Annotated in this window: 21 protein-coding genes; 7 read left to right on the top strand and 14 right to left on the bottom strand. The window is 56.2% G+C overall.

Annotated elements, in window-relative coordinates:
- The first annotated feature begins 10 nt into the window (after window positions 1–10).
- Window positions 11–1,657 carry an electron transfer flavoprotein-ubiquinone oxidoreductase gene (locus V6936_RS01410; RefSeq protein ID WP_336579272.1) on the top strand — a complete coding sequence of 549 codons (1,647 nt, stop codon included), beginning with the start codon at window positions 11–13 and terminating at the stop codon, window positions 1,655–1,657.
- Between the two features lie 77 nt (window positions 1,658–1,734).
- Here the strand turns inward: V6936_RS01410 and V6936_RS01405 are convergent, their stop codons facing one another.
- From V6936_RS01405 to V6936_RS01395, 3 genes are all read right to left on the bottom strand, one after another.
- Entirely contained in the window at window positions 1,735–2,631 is an 897-nt protein-coding gene (locus V6936_RS01405) for a DMT family transporter (protein WP_336579271.1), read from the bottom strand.
- Between the two features lie 160 nt (window positions 2,632–2,791).
- Complete coding sequence (gene acs / locus V6936_RS01400) at window positions 2,792–4,777, bottom strand: acetate--CoA ligase (protein WP_003800913.1); 1,986 nt, start codon at window positions 4,775–4,777, stop codon at window positions 2,792–2,794.
- Between the two features lie 96 nt (window positions 4,778–4,873).
- Window positions 4,874–6,178: an MFS transporter gene (locus V6936_RS01395; RefSeq protein WP_301605892.1), complete on the bottom strand. Its 1,305-nt coding sequence runs from the start codon at window positions 6,176–6,178 to the stop codon at window positions 4,874–4,876.
- A gap of 344 nt (window positions 6,179–6,522) precedes the next feature.
- On the opposite strand from V6936_RS01395, the gene V6936_RS01390 reads away from it, so the two are divergent.
- Window positions 6,523–7,242: a C40 family peptidase gene (locus V6936_RS01390; protein WP_193353487.1), complete on the top strand. Its 720-nt coding sequence runs from the start codon at window positions 6,523–6,525 to the stop codon at window positions 7,240–7,242.
- Window positions 7,243–7,350: 108 nt separating this feature from the next.
- Here the strand turns inward: V6936_RS01390 and V6936_RS01385 are convergent, their stop codons facing one another.
- From V6936_RS01385 to V6936_RS01375, 3 genes are all read right to left on the bottom strand, one after another.
- The gene (locus tag V6936_RS01385) at window positions 7,351–7,698 is read right to left on the bottom strand and encodes a DUF2325 domain-containing protein (RefSeq protein ID WP_442892557.1); all 348 of its coding nucleotides are present in this window, start codon (window positions 7,696–7,698) and stop codon (window positions 7,351–7,353) included.
- Window positions 7,699–7,891: 193 nt separating this feature from the next.
- Window positions 7,892–8,839 carry a CysB family HTH-type transcriptional regulator gene (locus tag V6936_RS01380; RefSeq protein ID WP_003800920.1) on the bottom strand — a complete coding sequence of 316 codons (948 nt, stop codon included), beginning with the start codon at window positions 8,837–8,839 and terminating at the stop codon, window positions 7,892–7,894.
- Window positions 8,840–8,925: 86 nt separating this feature from the next.
- Window positions 8,926–10,419: a CoA-acylating methylmalonate-semialdehyde dehydrogenase gene (locus tag V6936_RS01375; protein ID WP_336579269.1), complete on the bottom strand. Its 1,494-nt coding sequence runs from the start codon at window positions 10,417–10,419 to the stop codon at window positions 8,926–8,928.
- Between the two features lie 166 nt (window positions 10,420–10,585).
- On the opposite strand from V6936_RS01375, the gene V6936_RS01370 reads away from it, so the two are divergent.
- A complete protein-coding gene (locus V6936_RS01370; RefSeq protein ID WP_003800925.1) occupies window positions 10,586–11,479 on the top strand; it encodes a LysR family transcriptional regulator in 894 nt (297 codons plus the stop codon).
- Window positions 11,480–11,550: 71 nt separating this feature from the next.
- On the opposite strand, the gene lptF is transcribed toward V6936_RS01370, so the two are convergent.
- Window positions 11,551–12,660: an LPS export ABC transporter permease LptF gene (lptF, locus tag V6936_RS01365; protein ID WP_003800927.1), complete on the bottom strand. Its 1,110-nt coding sequence runs from the start codon at window positions 12,658–12,660 to the stop codon at window positions 11,551–11,553.
- Window positions 12,661–12,716: 56 nt separating this feature from the next.
- Between lptF and V6936_RS01360 the strand changes: the two genes are divergently transcribed.
- The 4 genes from V6936_RS01360 (at window position 12,717) to epsC (ending at window position 16,630) form a co-directional block, all read left to right on the top strand.
- Complete coding sequence (locus V6936_RS01360) at window positions 12,717–14,210, top strand: leucyl aminopeptidase (RefSeq protein ID WP_003800929.1); 1,494 nt, start codon at window positions 12,717–12,719, stop codon at window positions 14,208–14,210.
- Between the two features lie 2 nt (window positions 14,211–14,212).
- Window positions 14,213–14,635 (top strand): DNA polymerase III subunit chi, encoded by a 423-nt coding sequence (locus tag V6936_RS01355; protein ID WP_003800931.1) that lies wholly within the window; start codon window positions 14,213–14,215, stop codon window positions 14,633–14,635.
- Window positions 14,636–14,716: 81 nt separating this feature from the next.
- Window positions 14,717–15,427: a Bax inhibitor-1/YccA family protein gene (locus V6936_RS01350; protein WP_003800932.1), complete on the top strand. Its 711-nt coding sequence runs from the start codon at window positions 14,717–14,719 to the stop codon at window positions 15,425–15,427.
- Between the two features lie 273 nt (window positions 15,428–15,700).
- Window positions 15,701–16,630 (top strand): serine O-acetyltransferase EpsC, encoded by a 930-nt coding sequence (gene epsC / locus V6936_RS01345; protein ID WP_003800935.1) that lies wholly within the window; start codon window positions 15,701–15,703, stop codon window positions 16,628–16,630.
- Between the two features lie 191 nt (window positions 16,631–16,821).
- Here the strand turns inward: epsC and rarD are convergent, their stop codons facing one another.
- From rarD to lepA, 7 genes are all read right to left on the bottom strand, one after another.
- Window positions 16,822–17,727 carry an EamA family transporter RarD gene (rarD, locus tag V6936_RS01340; protein WP_003800936.1) on the bottom strand — a complete coding sequence of 302 codons (906 nt, stop codon included), beginning with the start codon at window positions 17,725–17,727 and terminating at the stop codon, window positions 16,822–16,824.
- Window positions 17,724–18,329: a PIN domain-containing protein gene (locus tag V6936_RS01335; RefSeq protein ID WP_336579268.1), complete on the bottom strand. Its 606-nt coding sequence runs from the start codon at window positions 18,327–18,329 to the stop codon at window positions 17,724–17,726. The genes rarD and V6936_RS01335 overlap by 4 nt, the downstream gene beginning before the upstream one ends.
- Window position 18,330: 1 nt before the next feature.
- Complete coding sequence (gene recO, locus V6936_RS01330; protein ID WP_003800939.1) at window positions 18,331–18,921, bottom strand: DNA repair protein RecO; 591 nt, start codon at window positions 18,919–18,921, stop codon at window positions 18,331–18,333.
- Window positions 18,914–19,804 (bottom strand): GTPase Era, encoded by an 891-nt coding sequence (gene era / locus V6936_RS01325; protein WP_003800941.1) that lies wholly within the window; start codon window positions 19,802–19,804, stop codon window positions 18,914–18,916. Before era ends, recO begins: the two co-directional genes overlap by 8 nt.
- Window positions 19,801–20,559 carry a ribonuclease III gene (rnc, locus tag V6936_RS01320; RefSeq protein WP_336579266.1) on the bottom strand — a complete coding sequence of 253 codons (759 nt, stop codon included), beginning with the start codon at window positions 20,557–20,559 and terminating at the stop codon, window positions 19,801–19,803. Before rnc ends, era begins: the two co-directional genes overlap by 4 nt.
- Window positions 20,559–21,443 (bottom strand): signal peptidase I, encoded by an 885-nt coding sequence (lepB, locus tag V6936_RS01315; protein ID WP_003800944.1) that lies wholly within the window; start codon window positions 21,441–21,443, stop codon window positions 20,559–20,561. The genes rnc and lepB overlap by 1 nt, the downstream gene beginning before the upstream one ends.
- 65 nt (window positions 21,444–21,508) lie before the next feature.
- Entirely contained in the window at window positions 21,509–23,302 is a 1,794-nt protein-coding gene (lepA, locus tag V6936_RS01310; RefSeq protein ID WP_003800947.1) for a translation elongation factor 4, read from the bottom strand.
- Window positions 23,303–23,499 lie beyond the last annotated feature (197 nt).

The following is a 23,499-nucleotide window of genomic DNA, read 5'->3' as shown; positions in this document are numbered from 1 at the left end:
ATCAGCAGCAATGTCTGAACGTGAATCGATGGAATACGACGTCATTATCGTCGGTGCTGGCCCTGCAGGCCTGGCCACCGCGATACGTCTGAAACAGCTCGCCCAAGAAAAAGAACAAGAGATCAGCGTCTGTGTGCTGGAAAAAGGCGCGGAAGTGGGAGCCCATATTTTGTCAGGCGCCGTCATGGATACGCGTGCCCTGGACGAGCTGCTGCCCAACTGGAAAGCGCAAGGCGCCCCCATTTCGGTAGAAGTCACCGAGGACAAGTTTCTTTTCCTGACCGAGAAAGGCGCTCGTTCCACTCCCATGTGGTTGCTGCCTGACTGCTTTAAAAATCACGGTAACTACATCGTTCGCCTGGGCAATGTCGTCCAATGGATGGGAGAACAGGCTGAGGCCCTGGGTGTGGATATTTTCCCCGGATTCGCTGCCGCCCATATCCTGTACGACGACAAAGGCGCGGTACGGGGAGTGCTGACAGGTGATATGGGGGTGGCCCGCGATGGGACACATACTCCCCACTATCAACCCGGCATGGAACTACTGGCCTCCTACACCATTTTTGCAGAAGGCTCACGCGGTCATCTGGGCCGTGAACTGACGGAACGATTCAAACTGAACGAATCCCGCAATGCTCAGAGCTACGGCATCGGCATTAAAGAGTTGTGGGAAGTGGACCCATCCCAGTCCCAGCCTGGTCTGGTTATTCATACGGCTGGCTGGCCTCTGGATTCGGACACCTACGGCGGCTCCTTCCTCTATCACCTGGATAACAATCTGGTGATGGTCGGCATGGTCGTGGGCCTGGACTACGCCAACCCCTGGCTGTCGCCCTTTGAGGAATTTCAGCGCTACAAGACGCACCCTGCGCTGCGCGCCACCTTTGAAGGCGGCAAGCGGATCGCGTATGGTGCTCGTTCTCTGACCGCTGGCGGCTTGCTGGCGCTTCCCAAGCTCAGTTTCCCCGGTGGTGTACTGGTCGGTTGCGATGCAGGCTTTCTCAATGCTTCGCGCATCAAGGGTAGTCATGCCGCGATCAAGTCCGGCTCCCTGGCCGCTGAGGCCGCTTTCGACGCCTTGCAGGCTGGCCGCAAGCAAGACGAACTGTCGCAATACGCCGAGAAGTTCAAGCAGTCCTGGTTGCATGAAGAGCTGAACAAGGCTCGCAATTTCAAGCAATGGTTCAAGAAGGGTCGGTCAATCGCCTCCGTGATGACCTTTGTGGAACAGGGCCTGCTCAAGGGAAAAATGCCCTGGACGCTGCGCAACAACAAGCCTGACCACGCCTGTTTGCAGCCTGCGGCCGAATGCGCCCGCATTGACTACCCCAAGCCCGATGGCAAGATTACCTTCGATCGCCTCAGCTCCGTGTTTATCTCCAACACTAACCACGAGGAAGATGAACCGATCCACCTGACGCTGAAAGACCCCAGCGTCCCCGTTGCGATCAATCTGGCGCGCTATGGCGGTCCCGAAGCACGCTTTTGTCCAGCGGGCGTTTACGAATTCATCAAGACTGAAACCGGCGACGACAAGTTGCAAATCAACGCACAGAACTGTGTCCATTGCAAAACCTGTGACATCAAAGATCCGACCCAGAATATTGTGTGGGTGCCACCGCAAGGGGGCGAAGGTCCGGTCTACAACGGCATGTAAAAACAATCCTGGCCTTGGCGGGAACTCCAAGGCCAGCCGTGTTGATGCTGAAAAAAGCCACCCCAACGGGTGGTTTTTTATGTTCTTTTGGACCTGCGCGAGCGGCTGGGCCAGTTCACCACAAACAGCCCCAATAGAATCAGACCTGTCCCCATCAACTCCAACAGTGTGGGCAATTCGTCCAGCAACAGCCAGGCCAGCAAAACAGTCAGTGCAGGCACCCCCAGACTGGACATTCCGGCCACAGTCGCGCTGACGCGACTGACTACCGCCATCCACAGCAGCCACCCTACCCCGGTTGCGATCACGCCCAGATACAGTACGCCGCTGAACATCTGCCACTCCATCACTACGGAACGCTGGGGAATCAGGAAGCTCAAGGGCAGAACAATCACAATCCCCAGCAGGCACTGCCAGACGGTGGCATTGAGCAGTTCGACTCGATGGCGCTCAAAGAGCTGCTTGGAAAAAACCGCCCCCAAGGCCCAGCTCACGCCACTCAAGGTTGCAAGAACAGAACCGAGTAGGCCGCCCATTCCTTCCCAAGGTGCGATCAGGAGCATCAAGCCCAGGGTCGCGGGCACCATACCCATTACATGACGCATCTGGGGACGCTGTCCCAGCATGGGCCAGGACAACAACAGAATCCAGATTGGCATGGTGTAGGCCAGAGCCACCATCTTGCCCGCCCCACCCGCCTGCAAGGAAAACTGGCTTAGCAACTGAAAGCCGGTAGTCTGAAAAACAGCCACGCCCAGACTCAGTTTCCATGGCGTAGGCCGTAAATGCCCCCCTTTAAGGCGCAGTACCAGCCATAAAAAGACAAATGCCACGGCATAGCGTGCCGCAATCAGATCCACTGGCCCAATGTAGGCGGTCATCGCCTTCATCACAACCCAGCTCATGCCCCAGGTCAGTACCACCAAACCCATCAGCGCCAAAGCGCCTCTGTCTGTCTGCTGTTCCCCGCTCAAGCCTTACCCCTTTTTTGCATTCTTGGACCAATATTTTTGGCCCCAGCTTAATGCTAGGCCAATTCCGGACCATTCAGTCTTTCAAGCGCCACATTGTCCAGAGGAATAAAAAAACCCTGGTTCTGCGAGAAAACCAGGGTCAAACAGGAACGGGGAAAAATTAATGCGCTTCGGACAACTGATCCAAGATGGCAGGATTTTCCAGGGTGGACACATCCTGGGTAATCGGCTCGTTATTAGCGACGAAACGCAGCAAACGACGCATGATCTTGCCCGAGCGTGTCTTGGGCAGGTTTTCACCAAAACGGATTTCCCGCGGCTTGGCAATAGGACCGATTTCCTTGCCTACCCAATTGCGCAACTCGGCAGCAATCTTGTCTGCCTCCGCCCCCGCTGGCAGATCGCCATTGAGCACCACAAACGCCACAATCGCTTCACCCGTTGTCGGGTCAGGCTTGCCAACAACCGCTGCTTCTGCCACAAGAGGGTGGGCAACCAACGCCGACTCCACTTCCATCGTGCCCAAACGGTGCCCGGAGACGTTCAGCACGTCGTCGATTCGACCCATGACCCAGAAGTAGCCATCGGTGTCACGCTGCGCACCATCACCGGCCAGGTAATAGCCTTTCAACTCAGGGGGGAAGTAACTTTTCACGAAACGGTCCGGATCACCCCAGATCGTGCGAATCATGTTGGGCCACGGTTTGCGAATGACCAGAAAACCGCCATTGCCACGCTCGGCTTCTTCGCCCACCTCGTCCACAATCGCCACGTCCATGCCGGGAAACGGCAGGCCGCACGAGCCGGGTTTCAACGGTGTAGCACCAGGGAGCGGCGTGATTACATGGCCACCGGTTTCTGTCTGCCACCAGGTATCCACAATCGGACAACGTTCACGACCCACATTCTTGAAATACCACATCCAGGCTTCGGGATTGATGGGCTCCCCTACCGAACCAATGATGCGCAAGGTATCCAGATTGTATTGTTTGGGATGAATGGCCTCGTCTGCTTCCGCGGCCTTGGTCAAGGAACGAATGGCTGTCGGCGCCGTGTAGAACACGGTCACACCGTGGCGCTCAATCATATTCCAGAAGCGGCCTGCATCCGGATAAGTTGGCACGCCTTCAAACACAACCTGAGTAAGCCCGGCGGCCAAGGGGCCATAGGTAATAAAGGTGTGACCGGTCACCCAGCCAATATCGGCCGTACACCAGAACACATCACTGTCCTTGGCGTCGAATGTCCACTGCACACTGAGGATGGCCCCCAACAAATAACCTGCGGAAGAATGCTGCACCCCCTTGGGTTTACCGGTAGAGCCAGAGGTATAGAGAACGAACAAAGGGTGCTCGGCATTGACGGAAACCGCCGGGCAGTCCGCGCTTTGGCCCTTGACGACCTCTTCCCACCACAGGTCACGACCTTCATGCCAGGCAACCGGGCCACCTGTGCGCTTGTAGACGATCACATGACGCACCGCCTGGCAATCACCTGCACTGAGGGCTTCATCTACCGCGTTTTTCAAGGGAATGGCACGACCGCCACGGCGCTGCTCGTCCGCCGTGATAACCAGCGTAGCGCCCACGTCCACGGCACGCTCGTGCAGACTTTTGGCGGAAAATCCGCCGAACACCACCGAGTGCGTAATCCCCAAACGAGCACATGCCTGCATGGCCACAATGGCTTGTACCGACATGGGCATATAAATCAGGGCGCGTTCGCCCGTTTTGTAACCCAGAGCCTTCAAACCATTGGCAAACTGACAAACCTGCTCATAAAGCTCGCGAAACGTGACCTTGGTAACTTCGCCGCCATCGGCTTCAAAGATAAGCGCAGTCTTGTGCTCGGTAGGGGTACCCAGATGCTTGTCCAGACAGTTGGCCGAGACATTCAGTTCACCATCGTGGAACCACTTATAGAACGGAGGCTTGCTATCGTCCAGAACCTGTGTGAAAGGTTTGGTCCAGACCAGGCGATCACGGGCCAGATCCGCCCAGTAGCCGGGATAATCCTGCTCGGCCTTCTGGCAAAGCTCCTCGTAGGCCGCCATGCCAGCGATGCGAGCATCGCGTTCCAGATTCGGGAACACAGGAAACACCCGGCTTTCCGACAGGACGGATTCAATAGACGTGGGACCGCTCATAGTTTGGCTCCTTTATTTTCCAGATTTGGTGTTTTTCTTGGGCCGCGCATGGCTAGCCCAGCTTAATTTTATATAAACGTAACGCGCCTTACTTACTCAATCCTGACAAGCCAGATCGGCCTGATTCTTGGCCAAAATGCCTCGTTGAAAATTCAAACGCGACAAGATAAACAGTCCGCTTAAAAAGAACAGACCGGTGCAGGCCAGCGCAAGTCGATGGTTGCCGCCGCTCAGCCAGGTCACCAGACCGTAGGACAGCGGCCCGCATACCGCTGCCAGCTGGATGGCAAAGGTCCACAAGGCAAAAAATTCGGCCAGACGGCTCTTGGGCGCCAACAAACCCACCATTGCCCTGCCCGCACTCTGACTGCTGCCAATGCACAGCCCCGCCACGGCCGCGGCCGCCCAGAAACCGGCCAGGGAACTCGTGCTAACGGCAATGGCCACCATAATCAGCCAGGCGCACAGCGTCAGCGCCAGGGCGCGTCGATGACCTACCCGGTCCTGAATATGTCCAAACAGCAAGGCGCCCACTGCCGCCGCAATATTGACCGTGAAAATCAGGGTCATGGTTTGAGCCATGGTAAAACCCATGGCTTCCGTAGCGTAAACAGCCGAGAGCGTGATGATGACGGCGATGCCGGCCTGATACGCAGCCCCACAAAGCAACAAGGTGCGAAAATCGGGAAAATGATGATGTATGTCCCGAGCCGATTCCGCCAGACGGGACAGCATGCCCTGCGGTCTGGCTCCGCTGGGCGCTGTACGTTCATGCAGAAACAGAAAAGATGGCAAGGCGGACAGGGCAAACAAGCCGGCCGTAATCAAGGCGATCCCCGGCACATACTCCTGAGCGGTCCAACCCTGAGAGGTGGCCCACGTCAGAAAAACCAAAGAAAGCCCCAGGGCCAACATGCCGCCAAAGTAGCCGAATCCCCAGCCCCAGCCCGAAACGCGACCCAAGGCTTCAGGCCTGGCGATTTCGGGCAGAAAGGCCCCAATGACTGACTCACCAATACAATAGCAATAGTTGGACAGTGCAATGAAAACCAGAGCCCAGACGATGTCACCGGGCCCTGCCCAATACAACATCAGCGTAGCCAGAACACACCCTATCGTGCTGCTGAACAAAAGCCGTCGCTTGCCCTGACGTGCATCGGCTTTGGCTCCCAGGCCAGGCATGGTGAACATGATGCTCAGATACGAGATGGACAAGGCCGCTGTCCAGGCCAGCGTGGCCCAGCTGCGTCCTTGGGCCACGACACCCACAAAGTAGGCGCTATAGACACTGGTCAGGATGACGGTGGTGTAGCCAGAGTTTGCAAAGTCGTACATGGCCCACGCCCACAACTCGCGCAATCGCACACCATCATTCAGGGCTTTCCCTAGGGTCTGTCCCATAACTCGCATCATTCAATCCTATAAATACAAAAACGTCGCCCTACTTCCCGCAACTTGCAGCCAACTTCAAAAAAGAGCACTGGACTCATGCACAGCACCGGAAAATCCCACTAAGACGCAGTTTGCAACAGTATGATTCAATCGCAAAATACCCTCCTACAACGCTTTACGGTGTAATTTTCCTCCGGTACACTGCCTGACAACCTAACGTACAGCACCCTCGGCAAGGTATGTGCTTTTAGCCATACTTACAGCCCTGATACCCATCAATTGCTGCTAATTTCAGCAAAAATAGGCATCAAGGTTGTGCTGCTGCCCACCAAGTCCTTAAAAAAGCCCTGGTCATGCCGCCACATTACCTGAATCCACACGCACTTTTGCATATTACTTATCGCAGCGCCAAATATCTTTTGCTCGCCGGTGCCCTGGCTCTGACAGGATGCGCCACCACGGGTACCCAGCAGTCCAGTCAAAACAGTGATCGTGCAGAACTGGATCACGGTTATTACGCCGATTACGAATTCCAGACCGAGTCCGATCCGCTGGGCACTTATCTGGCCAATCGAGCCCGTAACGACATCAATATTGCTTACAGCAGCGATCGCCGCCAAGGGCGCGCCGAAAGCCGCAACCAGCAGAATTCCTCTTCCACGCATGGTCTCGCCAACGCCGCACTCGATTTTCTGGGTGTGAAGTACAGCTTTGGCGGCGATGCTCCCAACACCGGCTTTGATTGCAGCGGACTGGTCTCCTATGTAGCCGAAAAGTCCCTGGGCCTGAAACTGCCCCGTCAGTCTAAAGACATTGCCAAGGAAGGGATTTCAGTCAATCGCAACGAGCTGCGTAAAGGCGACCTGGTCTTTTTCAATACTCGAGGCGCTCGCTTCTCTCATGTTGGAATTTACCTGGGTGACGACAAGTTTGTTCATGCTCCACGCACCGGAGCGGTCGTGCGGGTTGAAAACATGCAGGTGAGTTACTGGAAAAAACGCTACAACGGTGCACGCCGCCTGGCTGCTGCCGATACACAGCAATCCGAGACGCGGCTGCGCAGCGTTCGATAAAACGGCCCTGCCAATCGGCCCCCAGTACAAAAAAAGCCACTGTTATCAAACAGTGGCTTTTTTGTCTTTACCGATTCCTTCTTTGCCCCAGTCAGTCATGCGGCCACTCTAGTGCCTTTGGGACTTGCCCAGCGGACAAGCCTCACAATAGCCGCACTGAGTCAGCGCCTGCTTCATACTGCATACCGAGCGTCGGCAGGCGACGACCCGGATACCTGATTTCAAGGCCGCTGCGCGGAACGTTTTCATGACGTTATGCCCCAGAAAATCAGTCAGAAGAATCAATAGATCGGTTCCCGAGGGCAACTGCAAGGTCTTTTTCTGATGAGCCGGATCACGCCCGCTAATATGGTGTTTGATGGAAATATTGTGGATCTTGAGCAGATCGGGAATATTGCCCAGACGGTCCGCTCCAACCACGACTGCGCTGACGTATTGAGACACAGAAAACTCCATTGGCTAAGAAAGTTGGATAATGATAATCATTCTTATTATCATAGTCAATCGAGTCGATAGCTTGTTTCAATTTTTACTTATAGCCTTTAGCCATACATACTGGCGGAGGCCAACACCGCCCTAACGGCCGAGACAAAAGGCCACCGTGCATTGACGGTGGCCCTGATCTGAACCCATGCAGCCAGCGCATGACCTACTGGCCGCTGGCCTGCTTCTCATCCAACGCACTCAACACCACATCGCGAGTCAATTCCGGGGCCAGCATCTCCAGCAACTCAAAAATATAATCGCGCAAAAATGCCCCCGCCTTTACCGCCACCTTGGTATGGTGAGCGCCAAACAAGTGCCCGGCAGGCAAACCCACCAGCCCTTTGTCGCGCCGTGGATCAAACGCAATACCGGCAATAATGCCAATGCCCAAACCGACGTCCACGTAGGTCTTGATCACGTCCGCGTCGATCGCCTCAAGCACAATGTCGGGCGTAATGCCATGCTTGGCAAACGCCTCATCAATCGAGCCCCGGCCAGAAAAAGCATGGTCATAAGTGACGATGGGATATTGAGCCAGCGTCTCGATGGACAGTTGCTTGTTGGCGGGCAGATCTGCCAGAGGGTGATCCGGTGTGACCACAACCGTGTGTTCCCAGGTGTAGACGGGCAAAGCGACCAGGCCCGGCGTCAGCGCCAGAGTCTCGGTAGCGATGGCCACATCGGCCTGCTCATGAATGACCATCTGAGCCAATACAGGCGGGCTGCCCTCGGCAAGGGACATATGCACCTTGGGAAAGCGGCGACGGAACTCGGGTATGACCTTGGGCAGCAAATAACGTGCCTGGGCATGGGTACATGCGATCACCAATGTCCCTTCGTCCCGGCGGGCGAAGTCATCGCTGACTCGCTTGAGGTTATCGATCTCGCGCATGATGCGGTCAATTACCTCGGCGACGGCCTCTCCCGGTCGGGTCAGGCCCTTGATGCGTTTTCCATGACGCTCAAAAATCTTGATGCCCAGCTCATCTTCAAACTCGATGATCGCCTTGGACACGCCTGGTTGGGAGGTATACAGCGAACGAGCGGCTTCAGTCAGATTGAAGTTACGTCGGATGGTCTCTCGGACAAAGCGGAATTGTTGAATATTCATATAATAATAGCCCTAGGTACAGGGCTATTATATGTAATAAGAAACAGCTCGCTTATTGCATTAAGTTATATATTTAGATTCAACCATTACGTCATGCTGATGGTTGTGTTCATGGTATTGGCATGAGCCTGCCAACGGGCAGTCACTGTTTTAGTCTGTGTCCAGAACTGAACGGCCTGTCTGCCATTGGGGCCCAAGTCGCCCAGCTTGGACGCGCGCGAACCGGTAAAGCTGAACCAGGCCACGGGCACTGGGATGGGGATATTGATCCCGATTTGCCCCACATCGATACGGTTTTGAAAGTAACGCGCATGGCCGCCGTCCTGAGTAAAGATGGACACACCATTCCCATTGGGGTTGCGGTTGACGAACTGCACCGCCTCTTCCAAGGTGTTGACGCGCACGATACACAGGACAGGACCGAAAATCTCTTCCTGGTAAATACGCATATCGGTCTTGACATCGTTAAAGATGGTTGGCCCCACAAAGTTGCCATTCTCGTATCCCGGCACCTTCACACCCCGGCCATCAAGCAGAAGCGAGGCCCCCTCCTGTACGCCGGATTCAATCAAGGACTCAACTCGCTGACGGGCACGAGGCGACACCAGCGGTCCCAGATCGGCTTGGCGGTCTGTGCCCACATTCACCTTCATGGTTGCCGCGCGCTTGACCAGTTCATCAACCCACTCACCGGTTTCTCCCACCATCACGGCAACGGAAATTGCCATGCAACGTTGACCAGCCGCGCCGAAAGCAGCACCCAGGAGCTGGTTAATGGCGACATCACGATCTGCGTCAGGCATCACGATGCAATGGTTCTTCGCTCCCATCATCGCCTGCGAACGTTTGCCGGCTTCTGTCGCACGACGGTGAATTTCAGTGCCAACCGCAGTAGACCCAATAAAGGACACGGCCTTGACCTCGGGATGCGTCACCAAGGCATTGGCAATCTCGGCTCCGCCATGAACCACATTGAGCACGCCGGGGGGCAAGCCCGCTTCCAGCGCCAGTTCGGCCAGCATCAGACTGGCGCTAGGGTCCTGCTCGGAGGGTTTGAGCACAAAGGTATTGCCGCAGGCCACCGCCAGCGGGAACATGAAACAAGGCAGCATGACGGGAAAGTTGAACGCGGTGACACCAGCACACACGCCCAAGGGCTGGATTAGGGTGTACACATCAATACCACCGGCCGCGTTTTCCGCATATTCACCCAACTGCATTGAGGCAATCGAGCAGGCGTACTCAATCACTTCCAGCCCCCGGCCTACTTCACCTTCCGCATCGGGCAAGGTCTTGCCGTGTTCACGGGAGATGGCTTCGGCCAGCCTGGCACTGTTTTCACGCACTAGTCGCTGCAAATTAAGCATGACGCGCATGCGGGCGCCCTGACTGGAATGACGCCAGCTTTCATAGGCTTTGGCCGAACTGGCGATGATTGTTTCCAGTTCGTCCATCGTGGCGTAAGGAACCTGGGCCACCACTTCCTGGGTGGCAGGATTGAGCACATCGTCCCAGCGGGTGCTCTTGGACTGCACATGTTGTCCATCAATCAGCAAAGGAACACGAACCACTTCCGTCATAACCTGTCTCCAATGAATTGCTCAGGCGGCTAAGCCTTATTTTGTTATCCCCCTTGTATGAGGGTTCTCATTGAGTGTAGAGGCCTCAGAACCTGTTTACCATGTTGAAAATTGCACAGGAGCTGGGCATTTATGCACAAGTCTTTTTCAGGACGGGCTACTCACCATGGACTGGGATAATCTGCGGTATTTTCTGGAGGTGGCCCGCTGTCAACGAATCAGCGTGGCGGCACAGCGCCTTGGGGTGCAACACAGCACCGTGGCACGTCGCATCCAGGCTCTGGAACAGGAGCTGGGCTTGCGCCTGTTTCATAAGTCCACGGTCAGCGGCTATAGCCTGACCAGCGAGGGACAAAACCTCCAGCAGAAAATGGAACCGGTGGAAAGCCGTTTACTGGCCGCGCGCGATGCGATCACGGGCAAGGCAAGGCCGCTGACGGGCAAGCTGCGCCTGGGCTGTACCGAGGCCTTTGGCAGCTACGTACTGACCCCGCTCTTAAGTGTGTTCCAGGCCCAGTATCCTGAACTGACGCTGGAACTGCTACCTGTCCCCCGCCCAATCAGCTTGTCGCGTCGAGACGCTGACCTGGCCATTGCGCTGGAACGCCCCCAACGCGGGCCTTATTGGTGTACCCGTCTGGCAGACTACAGTTTGCGGCTCTACGCCCATCAAGACTATCTGACCGCGCACGCGCCCATCGAGACGGTGCAGGATTTGTCTCAACACCGTTTTATCGCCTACGTGGATGATCTGGTATTCAGCGACAGTCTGCGCTATCTGGAGGAGATAGTCCGATCGGCTGCCGTGCGTTTTCGCAGCACCAGCGTCATTGCGCAATATCAGGCCACCTTGCAAGGCCAAGGCATTGCAGTGCTGCCCTGTTTTCTGGCGAAAACCGATCCGCGACTGCGCTGTGTCTTGCCCGATCAGGTCGAACTACGCCGTCGCTTCTGGATGTTCTGCCACGAAGAGCAACGCCAGAATCCCAGCCTGACGCGATTGTGGCATTTTCTCAAGCAATCCGTGGCGGAGCGGCAAGACCTGCTGGACGGCGCCTGAGCCGGCCACTTTATCCAGCGTAATGGGGAAAGCCCCAAAAAAGGGGCAGGACGACGCCGGTATGCTCTCTATCAGCTCGCTGCAGGCGGTTTGGGGGCCTTGATGCGTAACTTACGCCACATCATAAAGACCATAATCAACAAGAAGATCGCATGGACCAGCCATAGACCCAGCTCAAAACCCAACTGACCGTTTCGGATCCAGCCTCGCGACAGGTTGATCAGATTCATGTACAGCAGCCCCACCAGTCCCGCCATCAGAATATTGCCGGAGCGGCCCAGACGCGGATTCACCGCTCCCAGGGGGATGGCCAGCAAGGCCAGATTCAAGGCAGCCAGGGGCAAGGCCACGCGCCACATGATCTGGGAGCGCGCTTCGTTGTTATCATCCGTCAGCAACATACCCGTCTGGCGGGCCTTGATCTGCTGCTCTGCACGAGCGCGGATGGTTTCGGCGGTATTGCCCGCATCCCGACTTTCCAGACGCATGCCATAGCTTTCAAAATCCACCATGCGAAACTCTGCCTGCCCCGGCTTCAAGTCATAACGGTGACCTTCGCTCAAAACCAGAAAACGGTCGCCATTGGGCTGCTCCTCCATCCGAGCGCTTTGCGCCGTCACAATGCTCAACCATTGCGGATCGATCACGCGAGCGATGACATTACCCAGTTCGTCCCCTTCTTGCTCCGGCGAATCCGCATAAAACACGCGCGCGCCGTCATCAGACTCGATAAATTGTCCGGCGGTCACCTTGCTCAAGTCCGAGCGTTGCTCAAAGCGCTGCCGGTACTCGGCGATCTGACGATACGCCCAGGGCGAGGCCTGCAAGGTCAACACAGCGATCAGGATCGCTACGGGTACGGCGCACTGAAGCACAGGCGTGATCCAGTTTTTCAGGGACAAACCGCTGGCGAACCAGACCACCATTTCAGACTCGCGATAACTGCGCGTCACGGTAGTGAGAACGGCAATAAACAGGGAAACGGCCAAAATGATCGGCAAGGCGGTAATACTGGAAAAGGCGGCCAGACCCAGCACCACATCCGGGCCAATGGCACCATTGGCGGCTTCGCCCAGCAAACGTACCAGAAGTACACTAAGCCACACAATCAGCAAAGTGGACAGCACCACGCCGCTGTGACTTAAGATTTCGGATACCGCAGAGCGTTTAAATAGAGACATATGAGAATTTGCGAGATAATCGCAGGTACGATTTGCGACACACTGAGGATAGTTGAATGGAATTTAGCACACAGACATCCGCTTCTTTGCACCAAATTAAGACAGCCGCGCTCGGCGTGGGCGTCTTTACCGAGGGCATTCTAAGCCCCGCAGCGGAACTTATCGACCGCGCCAGCAACGGAGCGGTGAGCGCTGCCGTGAAAGCCGAGTTTAAAGGCAAGCCCAACACCCATCTGGTGCTGCGCAATCTGCCCGGTGTGAAGGCCGAACGCGTTATTTTAGTCGGCTTAGGCGCCCAAGAGGAATACAAAGCAGAAACGCATACACAGGCACAGGCTTGTCTGGCCTCTTACTGCCTGAAAGCGGACCTGAAAGAAGCTGTGTCGGCCTTGGCCAGCATCGACTGCAAAGGCACGACCTTGCGCAGCCGGGCCCAAGATGCCGCCGTGGCGGTGTGCCGAGCCAGCTACCGCTATACGGCCACACTCAGCAAGCCCGAACCCGCTCCCCAACTGAGCCAGTTCCTGCTGTGGACAGCCCGCACCCAGGCCAGCGAAGCCAAAGCCGGTCTGGAGCAAGGCCAGGCCATTGGTAACGGTGTCAACCTGACGCGTCTGCTGGCAGATCTACCCGGCAATATCTGCACGCCCACCTATCTGGGCAAGACAGCCAAGCAACTGGCCAAGGAATTCAAGACACTCAAAGCCGAAGTGCTCGAGCGCAAGCAGATTGAAGCCTTGAAAATGGGCTCGTTTCTGTCGGTGGCCAAAGGCTCGGATGAACCCCCAGCGTTCATCGTGCTGCGTCACACTCCCACCACCAAGACCAAGCACGAGGACGGCCCTATCGTTCTGGTGGGTAAAGGTCTGACATTTGACTCGGGCGGTATCTCCATCAAGCCAGCCGGCAATATGGACGAGATGAAGTACGACATGGGCGGTGCTGCCAGCGTTCTGGGCACCATGCGTGCCATTGCCGAACTCAATATTGATCGCGAAGTAATCGCTGTCGTGGCCTCTTGCGAAAACATGCCCAGCGGTCGCGCCAACAAGCCGGGCGATGTAGTGACCAGCATGTCGGGCCAGACCATTGAAATCCTGAATACGGATGCCGAAGGTCGCCTGGTCCTGTGCGATGCCCTGACCTACGTCGAGCGCTTCAAACCGGCCGCCGTGATCGACATGGCTACCCTGACCGGTGCCTGCGTGGTGGCCCTGGGCCACATCAATACAGGTCTGTTCTCGCCGGACGACGAACTGGCCGAGGAACTGCTGCAAGCGGGCAAGCAAACGGGCGACACCGCCTGGCGCATGCCGCTGGATGATGCCTACCAGGAGCAATTGCGCTCGAACTTTGCAGACATGGCCAATATTGGTGGGCCACCTGCCGGTTCCGTCACCGCCGCCTGCTTCCTGGCGCGCTTTACCAAAGCCTACCGCTGGGCTCACCTGGACATCGCCGGTACCGCCTGGCGCGGTGGCAAGGACAAGGGCGCCACGGGCCGTCCCGTGCCTTTGCTGGTTCAGTACCTGCTTAATCAGTGTCGCTAAGCATGACTCGCGTCGATTTTGCTTTCGGCGCGCCAGATCGCTTGCGCATGGCCTGCGAGGTCGTGCGCAAGCACTACGAGGCGGGTCGTCAGGTGGTGGTCTATCTCTCCGACCCCCGTCAACTGGCTCGCTTCGATCGATTGCTGTGGGGTTTTGAATCCACGGCCTTTGTGCCACATGTAGGCGTCGAAGACCCCCTGGCCGCCCAGACCCCTGTACTGCTGACCAGCACCGCCCCCATAGCCCGCGATGAGCAAAGCTGGCTGTTGAATCTGGATGTGCAGTGCCCACCCGGTTTCGAGCAGTTTTCACGCGTTCTGGAAATTGTCTCTGAACGGGAAACCGACCGTACCCAGGCCCGCGAACGCTGGCGTGTGTACCAGACACAGGGTTGCCAAGTGCATGCCCATAAGCTGGGCACTTGAACAATCAAGAAGCTTCTTGATTATTCAGGTAAATGTCAGTTATTCTTGATTCATGATCTCTCTGCATTCTAAGGACTCATCATGAGCGAATTTCGTCAATCAAGCTTGCCCGAGCATAACGGCACCCTGGGCGCCCAGTCGCTGATTGCTCGCAATCGCGTCCTGCGCAACACCTATTGGCTACTGGCCCTGTCCATGATTCCCACCGTCTTGGGAGCCTTGCTGGGCCTGTCTTCGGGCATTAACCGGGTCATGGGCGCCAGCCCTGGTCTGAGTGCCATTGTTTTTCTGGTCGGTGCCTTTGGCCTGATGTTCCTGGTCGAAAAGAACAAGAACAGCTCGCTGGGCGTCGCCCTGCTGATGGCCTTTACCTTCTTTATGGGCATCATGTTGTCGCGCCTGCTCGGCTTTGTGCTGGGCATGGGTAATGGCGCTCAACTAATCATGCTGGCTTTTGGCGGAACCGCTGCGGTCTTTGCCACCATGGCAACCGTCGCCAGCACCACCAAGCGTGACTTCAGCGGCATGCAGAAGTTTCTGTTTGTCGGTGCCGTTATCTTGCTGGTAGCCGCCCTGGCCAACATTTTTCTGCAACTGCCTGCATTGATGCTGACCATCTCCGTAATGGCGATTGGCATTTTTTCAGCCTTTTTGCTGGTGGACTTGCAACGCGTCATCAATGGCGGCGAGACCAACTATGTGTCAGCCACCTTGGCCATCTATCTGGATGTCTACAACATCTTCAGCAACCTGCTGATGCTGTTGGGCATATTGGGTGGTAACCGCGAATAAGATCGCAAACCCGAACACCCCTGCCCCCTTTGCGAAGGGGGTTTTTTTTTATCCTATCCACCGCACTCGACGCTGAAAGACCCTTTTCAGGCCTTGCTCATCCAGCCTGAGCACACCCCCCTTCCATCGGCTTGGGGTGTGCCTGCGCGGACTTTTCAAGCGGGCTGTCGCGGCCCTGAATCACCCTGATGAATCATCCTGTTTTTCGTGTCCTTGCCCAGACGCGCAGGTATAGTAAACCTTATAGAAAAATTTCCCCTTTGGAGAACACTGGTGGCAGTCTTTGAAACTCAACATATTGTCGATAATCTGCGTGCGGCTCGCGAAGAATGGCGACAGGCGCATCAACGCCTGAACGAGCTTGAGGGACAGGAGTTTCCGTCGGTACAAGCTCTGATTCAAGTGATCGAGCAGCTCAAAGGAATTTTGTTTCCGATGCGTCTGGGCAGCCCGGAACTACGTCGCGAGTACGAAGACCACTTTGTAGGACACCACCTGGGACAGGCACTGAACACGCTGCTGCAACAAGCCCGTATCGAGCTGCAACGCGCAGCGCTGCTGCGTGGTGACCAATACGATCGTGAAACGATTGAAAACCAGGCTCATCAGGCCATCCAGGCCTTTGCCAATAAACTGCCCGACTTGCGCCGCACCCTGGATCTGGACGTGGTGGCAGCCTACCAGGGAGATCCAGCCGCCCGCAACGTGGATGAAGTGCTTTTGTGCTATCCCGGTCTGCTGGCCATGATCCATCACCGCATCGCCCACGCCCTGACCAATCTGGGCCTGCCCCTGACGGCGCGCATCATTGCTGAACTGGCTCACAGCCAGACGGGCATTGATATTCATCCAGGTGCGCAAATTGACCATTCGTGCTTCATTGACCACGGCACCGGCGTTGTCATTGGCGAGACGGCGATTATCGGCAAGCGGGTGCGTATCTACCAGGCAGTCACACTCGGTGCCAAGCGCTTTAGCAAGGATGAAAAAGGTTTGCTGCTCAAAGGCCAGCCTCGTCACCCGATTGTGGAGGACGACGTCGTCATTTACGCCGGCGCCACGATTCTGGGCCGTGTCACATTGGGAGCAGGCTCGACCATTGGCGGAAATGTCTGGATTACCGAAGACGTACCAGCTGGTTGTTCGGTGACCCAGGCCAACCTGTTGCGCAATCAGCCCGACTGTCCAGAAAAACTGCTCTAAACCATCTGAGGCGGTGACACGGAACTGAGGCGGGCTTGCTGCCTCCGGTCTTTATGAAAAGATCACCCTCATAAAAAAACGACTCCATATCGCTGGAGTCGTTTTTTTTTACTGAGGATTCATTTCCGGCGCAACCCTCACGCCAGCGAGTTGCTCACTATCAGGCTTGGCAGGCGCAGCATGCCCAAGCCTCATACCTTGGGGGGCGGCACGGGGGGACCTGGACGCCACATGTTGATCAAGCCTTCCAGCGCCATTAAAGAAATCGCAATCCAGATCGGAATGTAGGTCCACCATTGACTGGCACTCATAGGCTCATTCAGCAGCAAATAGGCCACCCAGAACAACAGGACAGGCTCCACATAGCCCAGTATTCCGAAAAGGGCCAGGGGCAACTGCCGACTGGCAGACAAGTAGCTGACCAGAGCCACTGAACTGATCAGGCCCAGGACCGGCACCTGCCAGAACAAACGAGGCTCGTCCGCAAATACGCCCCACATCTGTGTATCTTGCACAAAGAGCAGCCAGCATGCAGGTAGAAACAAAAAGCTCAGATCAAACCACAGCGATGCCAACGAACCCAGCCGCAGGTGACGGCGCAACATAAAATACGGTGGGTAGCCTATCACCACCACAGCGGTCGCCCATGAGACGCTTCCCACGCGCAACAGCTCATGCAGCACCCCCAGGCCGGCCAGAGCAACAGCAATCCACTGCATGCGGCTTAGCCTGTCCTTGTAAATCACCCGCCCCACCAGCACCATCATCAGCGGCAACAGAAAGTAGCCCAGTGATACGTCCAGCGCCATTTGATGCAAGGGCGCCCATACGAAAATCCAGAGCTGCACGCCCACCAAGGCGGCGGCCAGCAGCAACAGGGCAAAATAGCGCCAGTTGCCGGGCCAGTGACGCAGTACCCAACGCACCTCTCGCCAACGTCGCGCGCGGGTGATCACCAATGCCAAAGCGGGCAAACCCAAGACAATACGCCAGGCAAAAATCTGCTCGCCACTGAGCGGATGCAAGACCGTGGCATAGTAATACAGACAAGCGAACAAGGCTGAGGCCAGAACCGACAGCAATACTCCCTGCTTCATGAATGTGCCTCGTCCATTTTCTGTCGCCGTGCATAAGCCTGGCCTACGCTAAACAAGCGATCACGCTTTAATAAGGTATGGGTATCCAGCGCTTGGGCTTCGGGTGTCAACATCAAGGCTGGCAAGCCATCGAGCAAACGCTGCATCAGCTCGGGATAGGCGCTCATATACAAACCCAAGAGCTGGTCCGGTTCCCACAAGCTGATCCCCAGGCGACGCAACTCAGAACGATTGAAGTCTTTTAGATTACGCGTCAGGATACCGACTGCCTGATCGGGGTAGCGCTGCTGTGCTAGACGAGCACTGGCAATCACATGCCAGTCCTTGGCATCAGAGTAGCGCAGGTTTTTCTTGAACTCGCTGCTGTCGCCCAAATCCGCCTCGGGATAGCGTTGCTGTAACTGCTCCCATTGCTCTTCGATGGACAATGGCATGACCTTCCAGAGGCGGCCCGCATTGCGACGCCATTCATCCCCGATGACCGGGCTCCAGACAGGTTTGAACAACTGTTCGTCGGCCAGAGCCAAAAGCAGACGGCGCAACACATTGGAAATCAGTACGCAGGTATCGAGAACCAGCACGGCAGGAAGAGAGGCGGCCATATCAATAGCGTTGCAGCTGCATAAGAACAGAGCGGGTATGCAAGGGGCGGCCCAACAGGCTGTTGAGCCGTTCACGCAAGCGTATGCGCAGTTCAGGCTCCCCAACAGGATCGTCAAAATCAGGCGTGGCCTCATCAAAGCCATAGCCTGTCTCGGTCAGCAGCACCCACTCAAAGCGCCGCAACGCTCCCGCCACAGGAGGACGAGGTACCTGGGCCAGATGTACCAGGGCTTCCTCATAGGCATCGTATAAAACAGGATGGGGATCTTCGCGTGGCAACAAACGAATCAATAATTCATTCATATACCAGGCCGACATCAGGGCACGACCCTTTAAAGGCCGAATTCCGGCACAGTCCGCTCGCGTCAATGTCTTGACTTCGTTTTTGCCCGACCAGGCCAACAACAAAGGCTGAAACACAGACAAAGCAGGCCGCAAAATGGAATGCGGCCTTTTCGCGCCTTTCGCGACCATCGGCACCAGTCCGTGGTTGCGTGTAAAGGCATGGCAGATCAGAGACGTTTCACGCCAGGCACTGGTGTGCAGTATGTAGCCCGCTTCGTCCTGAAAGCGATGACGGGGATTACTCATACCCCAGGTCACGCAGGACCGCTTCACGATCAGACCAGCCTTTACGCACCTTGATATACACATCCAGGAACACCGGCTTGTCGATCAACTTGGCAATATCCTGGCGAGCTTCAGTCGCAATGCGCTTCATGTGCATGCCACCGGCTCCCAACAGAATCGGACGATGGCTCTCGCGCTCGACGACGACGCAAGCCGCAATGCGCGCGCCCTGCTCGTTCTCATCCCATTGTTCAATGACAACGGTGCAACCATAGGGCAATTCATCGCCCACCAGACGGAAGATCTTTTCGCGCAGCAGCTCTGAGGTAATGAAACGAACCGAGCGATCGGTGATGGTATCCGCATCGAACATGGCTTCGCCCTCAGGCAGACGCGAGGCGATCTCATCGAGCAAAGGTTCCAGTTGCAGGCGTTTTGCTGCACTGACCGGAATCACGGCACCGTACTCAAACTCCTGGGACAGGCGAGCAATGTAAGGCAACAAGTCATTCTTGCTCTTGAGTGCGTCAACCTTATTGATCACCAAAATGGTCTTGCCGCCTTTGGGCAGCATGGGCAACAGCTCAGCGTCTGCCGCGGACCACTTACCGGCTTCAACCACATGCACCACCACATCCACATCGGCCAGAGCCTGAGTCACCACGCGGTTCATCATGCGGTTCATGGCGCCGCCGTGCTTGGTTTGAAAGCCGGGGGTATCCACAAACACCATCTGATCATGCTCACGCGTCAACACGCTGTTGATGCGATGCCGGGTCGTCTGCGCCTTGCGCGATACGATCGAGATCTTGCTGCCGATCAGGGCATTGGCCAGTGTGGACTTGCCCACATTGGGCCGTCCTACGATAGCCACGAACCCGCAGCGAAAAGGGGTATCTGTCATTGTGTTTCCTGCGACACCGCCACGGGCAGAGTCAATTGTGAGGGGCGACGATGGCGGCTGGCGCGCGTCGTCTTGGCTGGAAATTCAGCTTCTAAAATAGCGATTGCCTGTGTGGCGGCGGCTTGTTCCGCAGCACGCCGGCTGCTGCCACTGGCTTGCACATGGATATTGAGCTTGGCGATCGTGCATTCAATATCGAAGAGCTGATCGTGAGCAGCGCCATGCGTGGCCACCACGGTATACACCGGCAAATCCAGCTTTCGGCCTTGCAACAGCTCTTGCAGCAAGGTTTTGGGGTCTTTCCCCAAGGTCTTGGGGTCCACATCGACCAGCATGGGTTCATACAGCTGGGTGATGACGGTTTGGGCTTGCGTAAAGCCGGCATCCAGAAAAACAGCGCCAAATATTGCTTCCAGGGCGTCGGCCAGAATGGAGGGGCGACGAAAACCGCCGCTCTTGAGCTCCCCTTCCCCCAAGCGCAGATAATCCGACAAACCCAGGCGCGTTGCAATTTCAGCCAAGGCAGCCTGCTTGACCAGATTAGCGCGCAGACGCGACAGATCGCCTTCGTCAATACGTTGAAAGCGCTCAAACAACAAGGCCGCAACCGTGAAGTTCAAAACCGAATCGCCCAGGAACTCCAGACGCTCGTTATGACGAGCGCTGTGGCTGCGATGGGTCAAGGCCTGCTGCAGCAGGCCTATGTCTTTAAAGGAGTAGCCGATGGCGGCTTCAAGCAAAGCAAGACGTTTCATTAATGGAAGCGACCTATACGACTAAGTTCGCGGAAATTCATCCAGATAAAAAAGGCGCGTCCCACAATATTCTCATCGGGTACAAAGCCCCAATAACGACTGTCCAGACTATTGTCGCGATTATCTCCCATAACGAAGTAATTACCCTCTGGCACGACACACGAGATGCCATTGGAGAAATACTCACAGGAGTCGCGATGGGGGAACGCCACGATGGGCATCAGTCCCTGCGGCTGGGTCTTGTTCAACAGGATGTTGTGCTGCACCTTGCCCAGCTCTTCCAGATAGCGCCCGATATAGGCAGAACGATCCGGCTCATAATAATCACCACTGCGCACCTGGGTAATAACCTGTCCATTGACGGACAGCACTTTGTCACGGTACTCGATCCGGTCACCGGGCACGCCAACTACGCGCTTGATGTAATCCACGCTGGTGTCCACAGGGTAGCGAAACACAATCACATCGCCCCGCTCGGGCTGACCCAAGGGCACCACCTTGGTGCCACTGACGGGCAGACGAATGCCATATTCGTACTTGTTCACCAAAATGAGATCGCCATTTTTCAGTGTAGGCAGCATGGAGCCGGAGGGAATGCGAAATGGCTCAATAATGAAAGAGCGCAGTACAAACACGAACAAAATGACCGGGAAGAAACTGACACCATACTCAATCCACCACGGCATGCGATTGGCCTGGTCATAGGCTTCCTGGCGCAACTGCTGCAAATGCTCGGGGTCTTGAGCTGCCGTTTCCGGTACCGCCTGCATCGCAGCCTGCGCGCGCGCCAGACGACGTGCCCGCAAGGAGAAACGATCCAAAAACCAGATTGCGCCGGTCAATATCAGCAGTACAAACAAAATCAGAGCGAAATCCCAGCTCATCGGTTTCCTTTAAAGAAATTAAAGCAGTCCTGGCTGTGGCCGGCTTGAACCGCCGGCCCCCAGCATTACTTATCCTCGACCTGCAAAATTGCCAAAAAGGCTTCCTGCGGAATTTCCACGTTTCCAACCTGCTTCATCCGCTTCTTACCGGCTTTTTGCTTCTCAAGCAGCTTCTTCTTGCGAGAGATGTCACCGCCATAACACTTGGCCAGCACGTTCTTGCGCAGTGCCTTGACGTTCTCGCGAGAAATCACTTCGGCACCAATGGCGGCCTGAATCGCAATATCAAACATCTGGCGCGGGATCAGGGATCGCATCTTGGCGACCACTTCACGGCCGCGGTAACGGGCGTTGCTGCGGTGCACGATCATGGACAGCGCATCGACCCGGTCACCGTTGATGAGGATATCGACCTTGACCACGTCCGCCGAGCGGTATTCCTTGAACTCATAATCCATCGAGGCATAGCCGCGCGAAACGGATTTGAGCCGATCAAAGAAGTCCAGCACGATCTCGGCCAAAGGCATTTCATAGACCAGGTTCACCTGACGGCCATGATAGGTCATATTTAACTGCAAACCGCGCTTGGCTGTACACAGGGTCATGACCGGGCCCACGTATTCCTGCGGCATTAGCAGCGAAACCACAACAATGGGTTCGCGTACGTCTTCAATATGCGCGACTTCCGGCATGCGCGAGGGGCTTTCAATCATCAGCACTTCGCCATCGCGTCGCTCGACTTCGTACACCACCGACGGCGCGGTGGTGATGATATCCATGTCGAACTCACGCTCCAGACGCTCCTGGACGATTTCCATATGCAGCAGGCCCAAAAAGCCACAGCGGAAACCAAAACCCAGCGCCTGGGACACTTCAGGTTCGAACATCAGGGAGGAGTCGTTCAGCTTCAGCTTCTCCAGCGAGTCGCGCAGTTGATCGTATTCACTGCTTTCCACCGGATACAGACCCGCGAACACCTGGGGCTTCACTTCTTTAAAGCCGGGCAGCGCGCTTTCAGCTGGTTTGCCCGCCAGGGTGATGGTATCGCCCACCTTGGCGTGCTCCAGTTCCTTGATGCCTGCAATGATAAAGCCCACCTCACCGGCAGACAGATGCGGACGGTTTTCAGACTTGGGCGTAAAGACCCCGATGTGCTCGACCAGGTGCGTCGCACGCGTGGCCATCAGCAGAATCTTTTCCTTGGGCTTGAGTACCCCATTGACAATGCGGACCAGCATGACCACGCCCACGTAGTTGTCAAACCAGGAGTCAATGATCAGAGCTTGCAGTGGAGCAGACGGATCGCCCACTGGCGGAGGGACACGCGCCACAATGGTTTCCAGGATATCGTCAATACCCAGACCGGTCTTGGCGCTGGCCGCAATCGCATCGCTGGCATCAATGCCGATAACGTCCTCTACTTCCTGGCGTGCTGCGTCAGGATCAGCCGAAGGCAAGTCCATTTTGTTGAGCACGGGAATCACTTCCACGCCCTGGTCCAGGGCGGTATAGCAGTTGGCCACGGTCTGTGCTTCCACCCCTTGCGAAGCATCAACCACCAGCAAAGCACCCTCGCAGGCCGACAGGGAGCGGCTGACTTCGTAGGAAAAGTCGACGTGGCCGGGGGTGTCGATCAGGTTCAGGTTGTATACCTTGCCATCCTGAGCCTTGTAGTGCAAAGCCGCGGTCTGGGCTTTAATCGTAATGCCACGCTCTTTCTCGATGTCCATCGAATCCAGAACCTGGGTCGACATCTCGCGGTCGGCCAGGCCACCACAGCGTTGGATCAGGCGGTCAGCCAAGGTCGATTTGCCATGATCGATGTGGGCAATAATAGAGAAATTGCGGATGTGATCCATAAACCCGTTACTAAACAAAGAAAATGTTGAGGCGCAATGCCAGAAGGGACGGCACAAGAAAGGGGCGCCCATGACGCCCCTTTTCAGTCCACGCGCCGAAAACGCAAGACCCGTCCTGTCAGACGGGCGCACGTGGAGCCATTATCTACTCGAAGCTGACTACACCCTCGAGTAGTGGCGGAGAAACTCCGGCCAGG

Origin of the sequence: Alcaligenes sp. CHO6 (genome assembly GCF_037120595.1) — a bacterium.
Taxonomy (GTDB): Bacteria; Pseudomonadota; Gammaproteobacteria; order Burkholderiales; family Burkholderiaceae_B; genus Alcaligenes; species Alcaligenes ammonioxydans.
The sequence above is the reverse complement of the archived record's forward strand: the minus strand, read 5'-3'. Positions and strand labels throughout refer to the sequence as shown.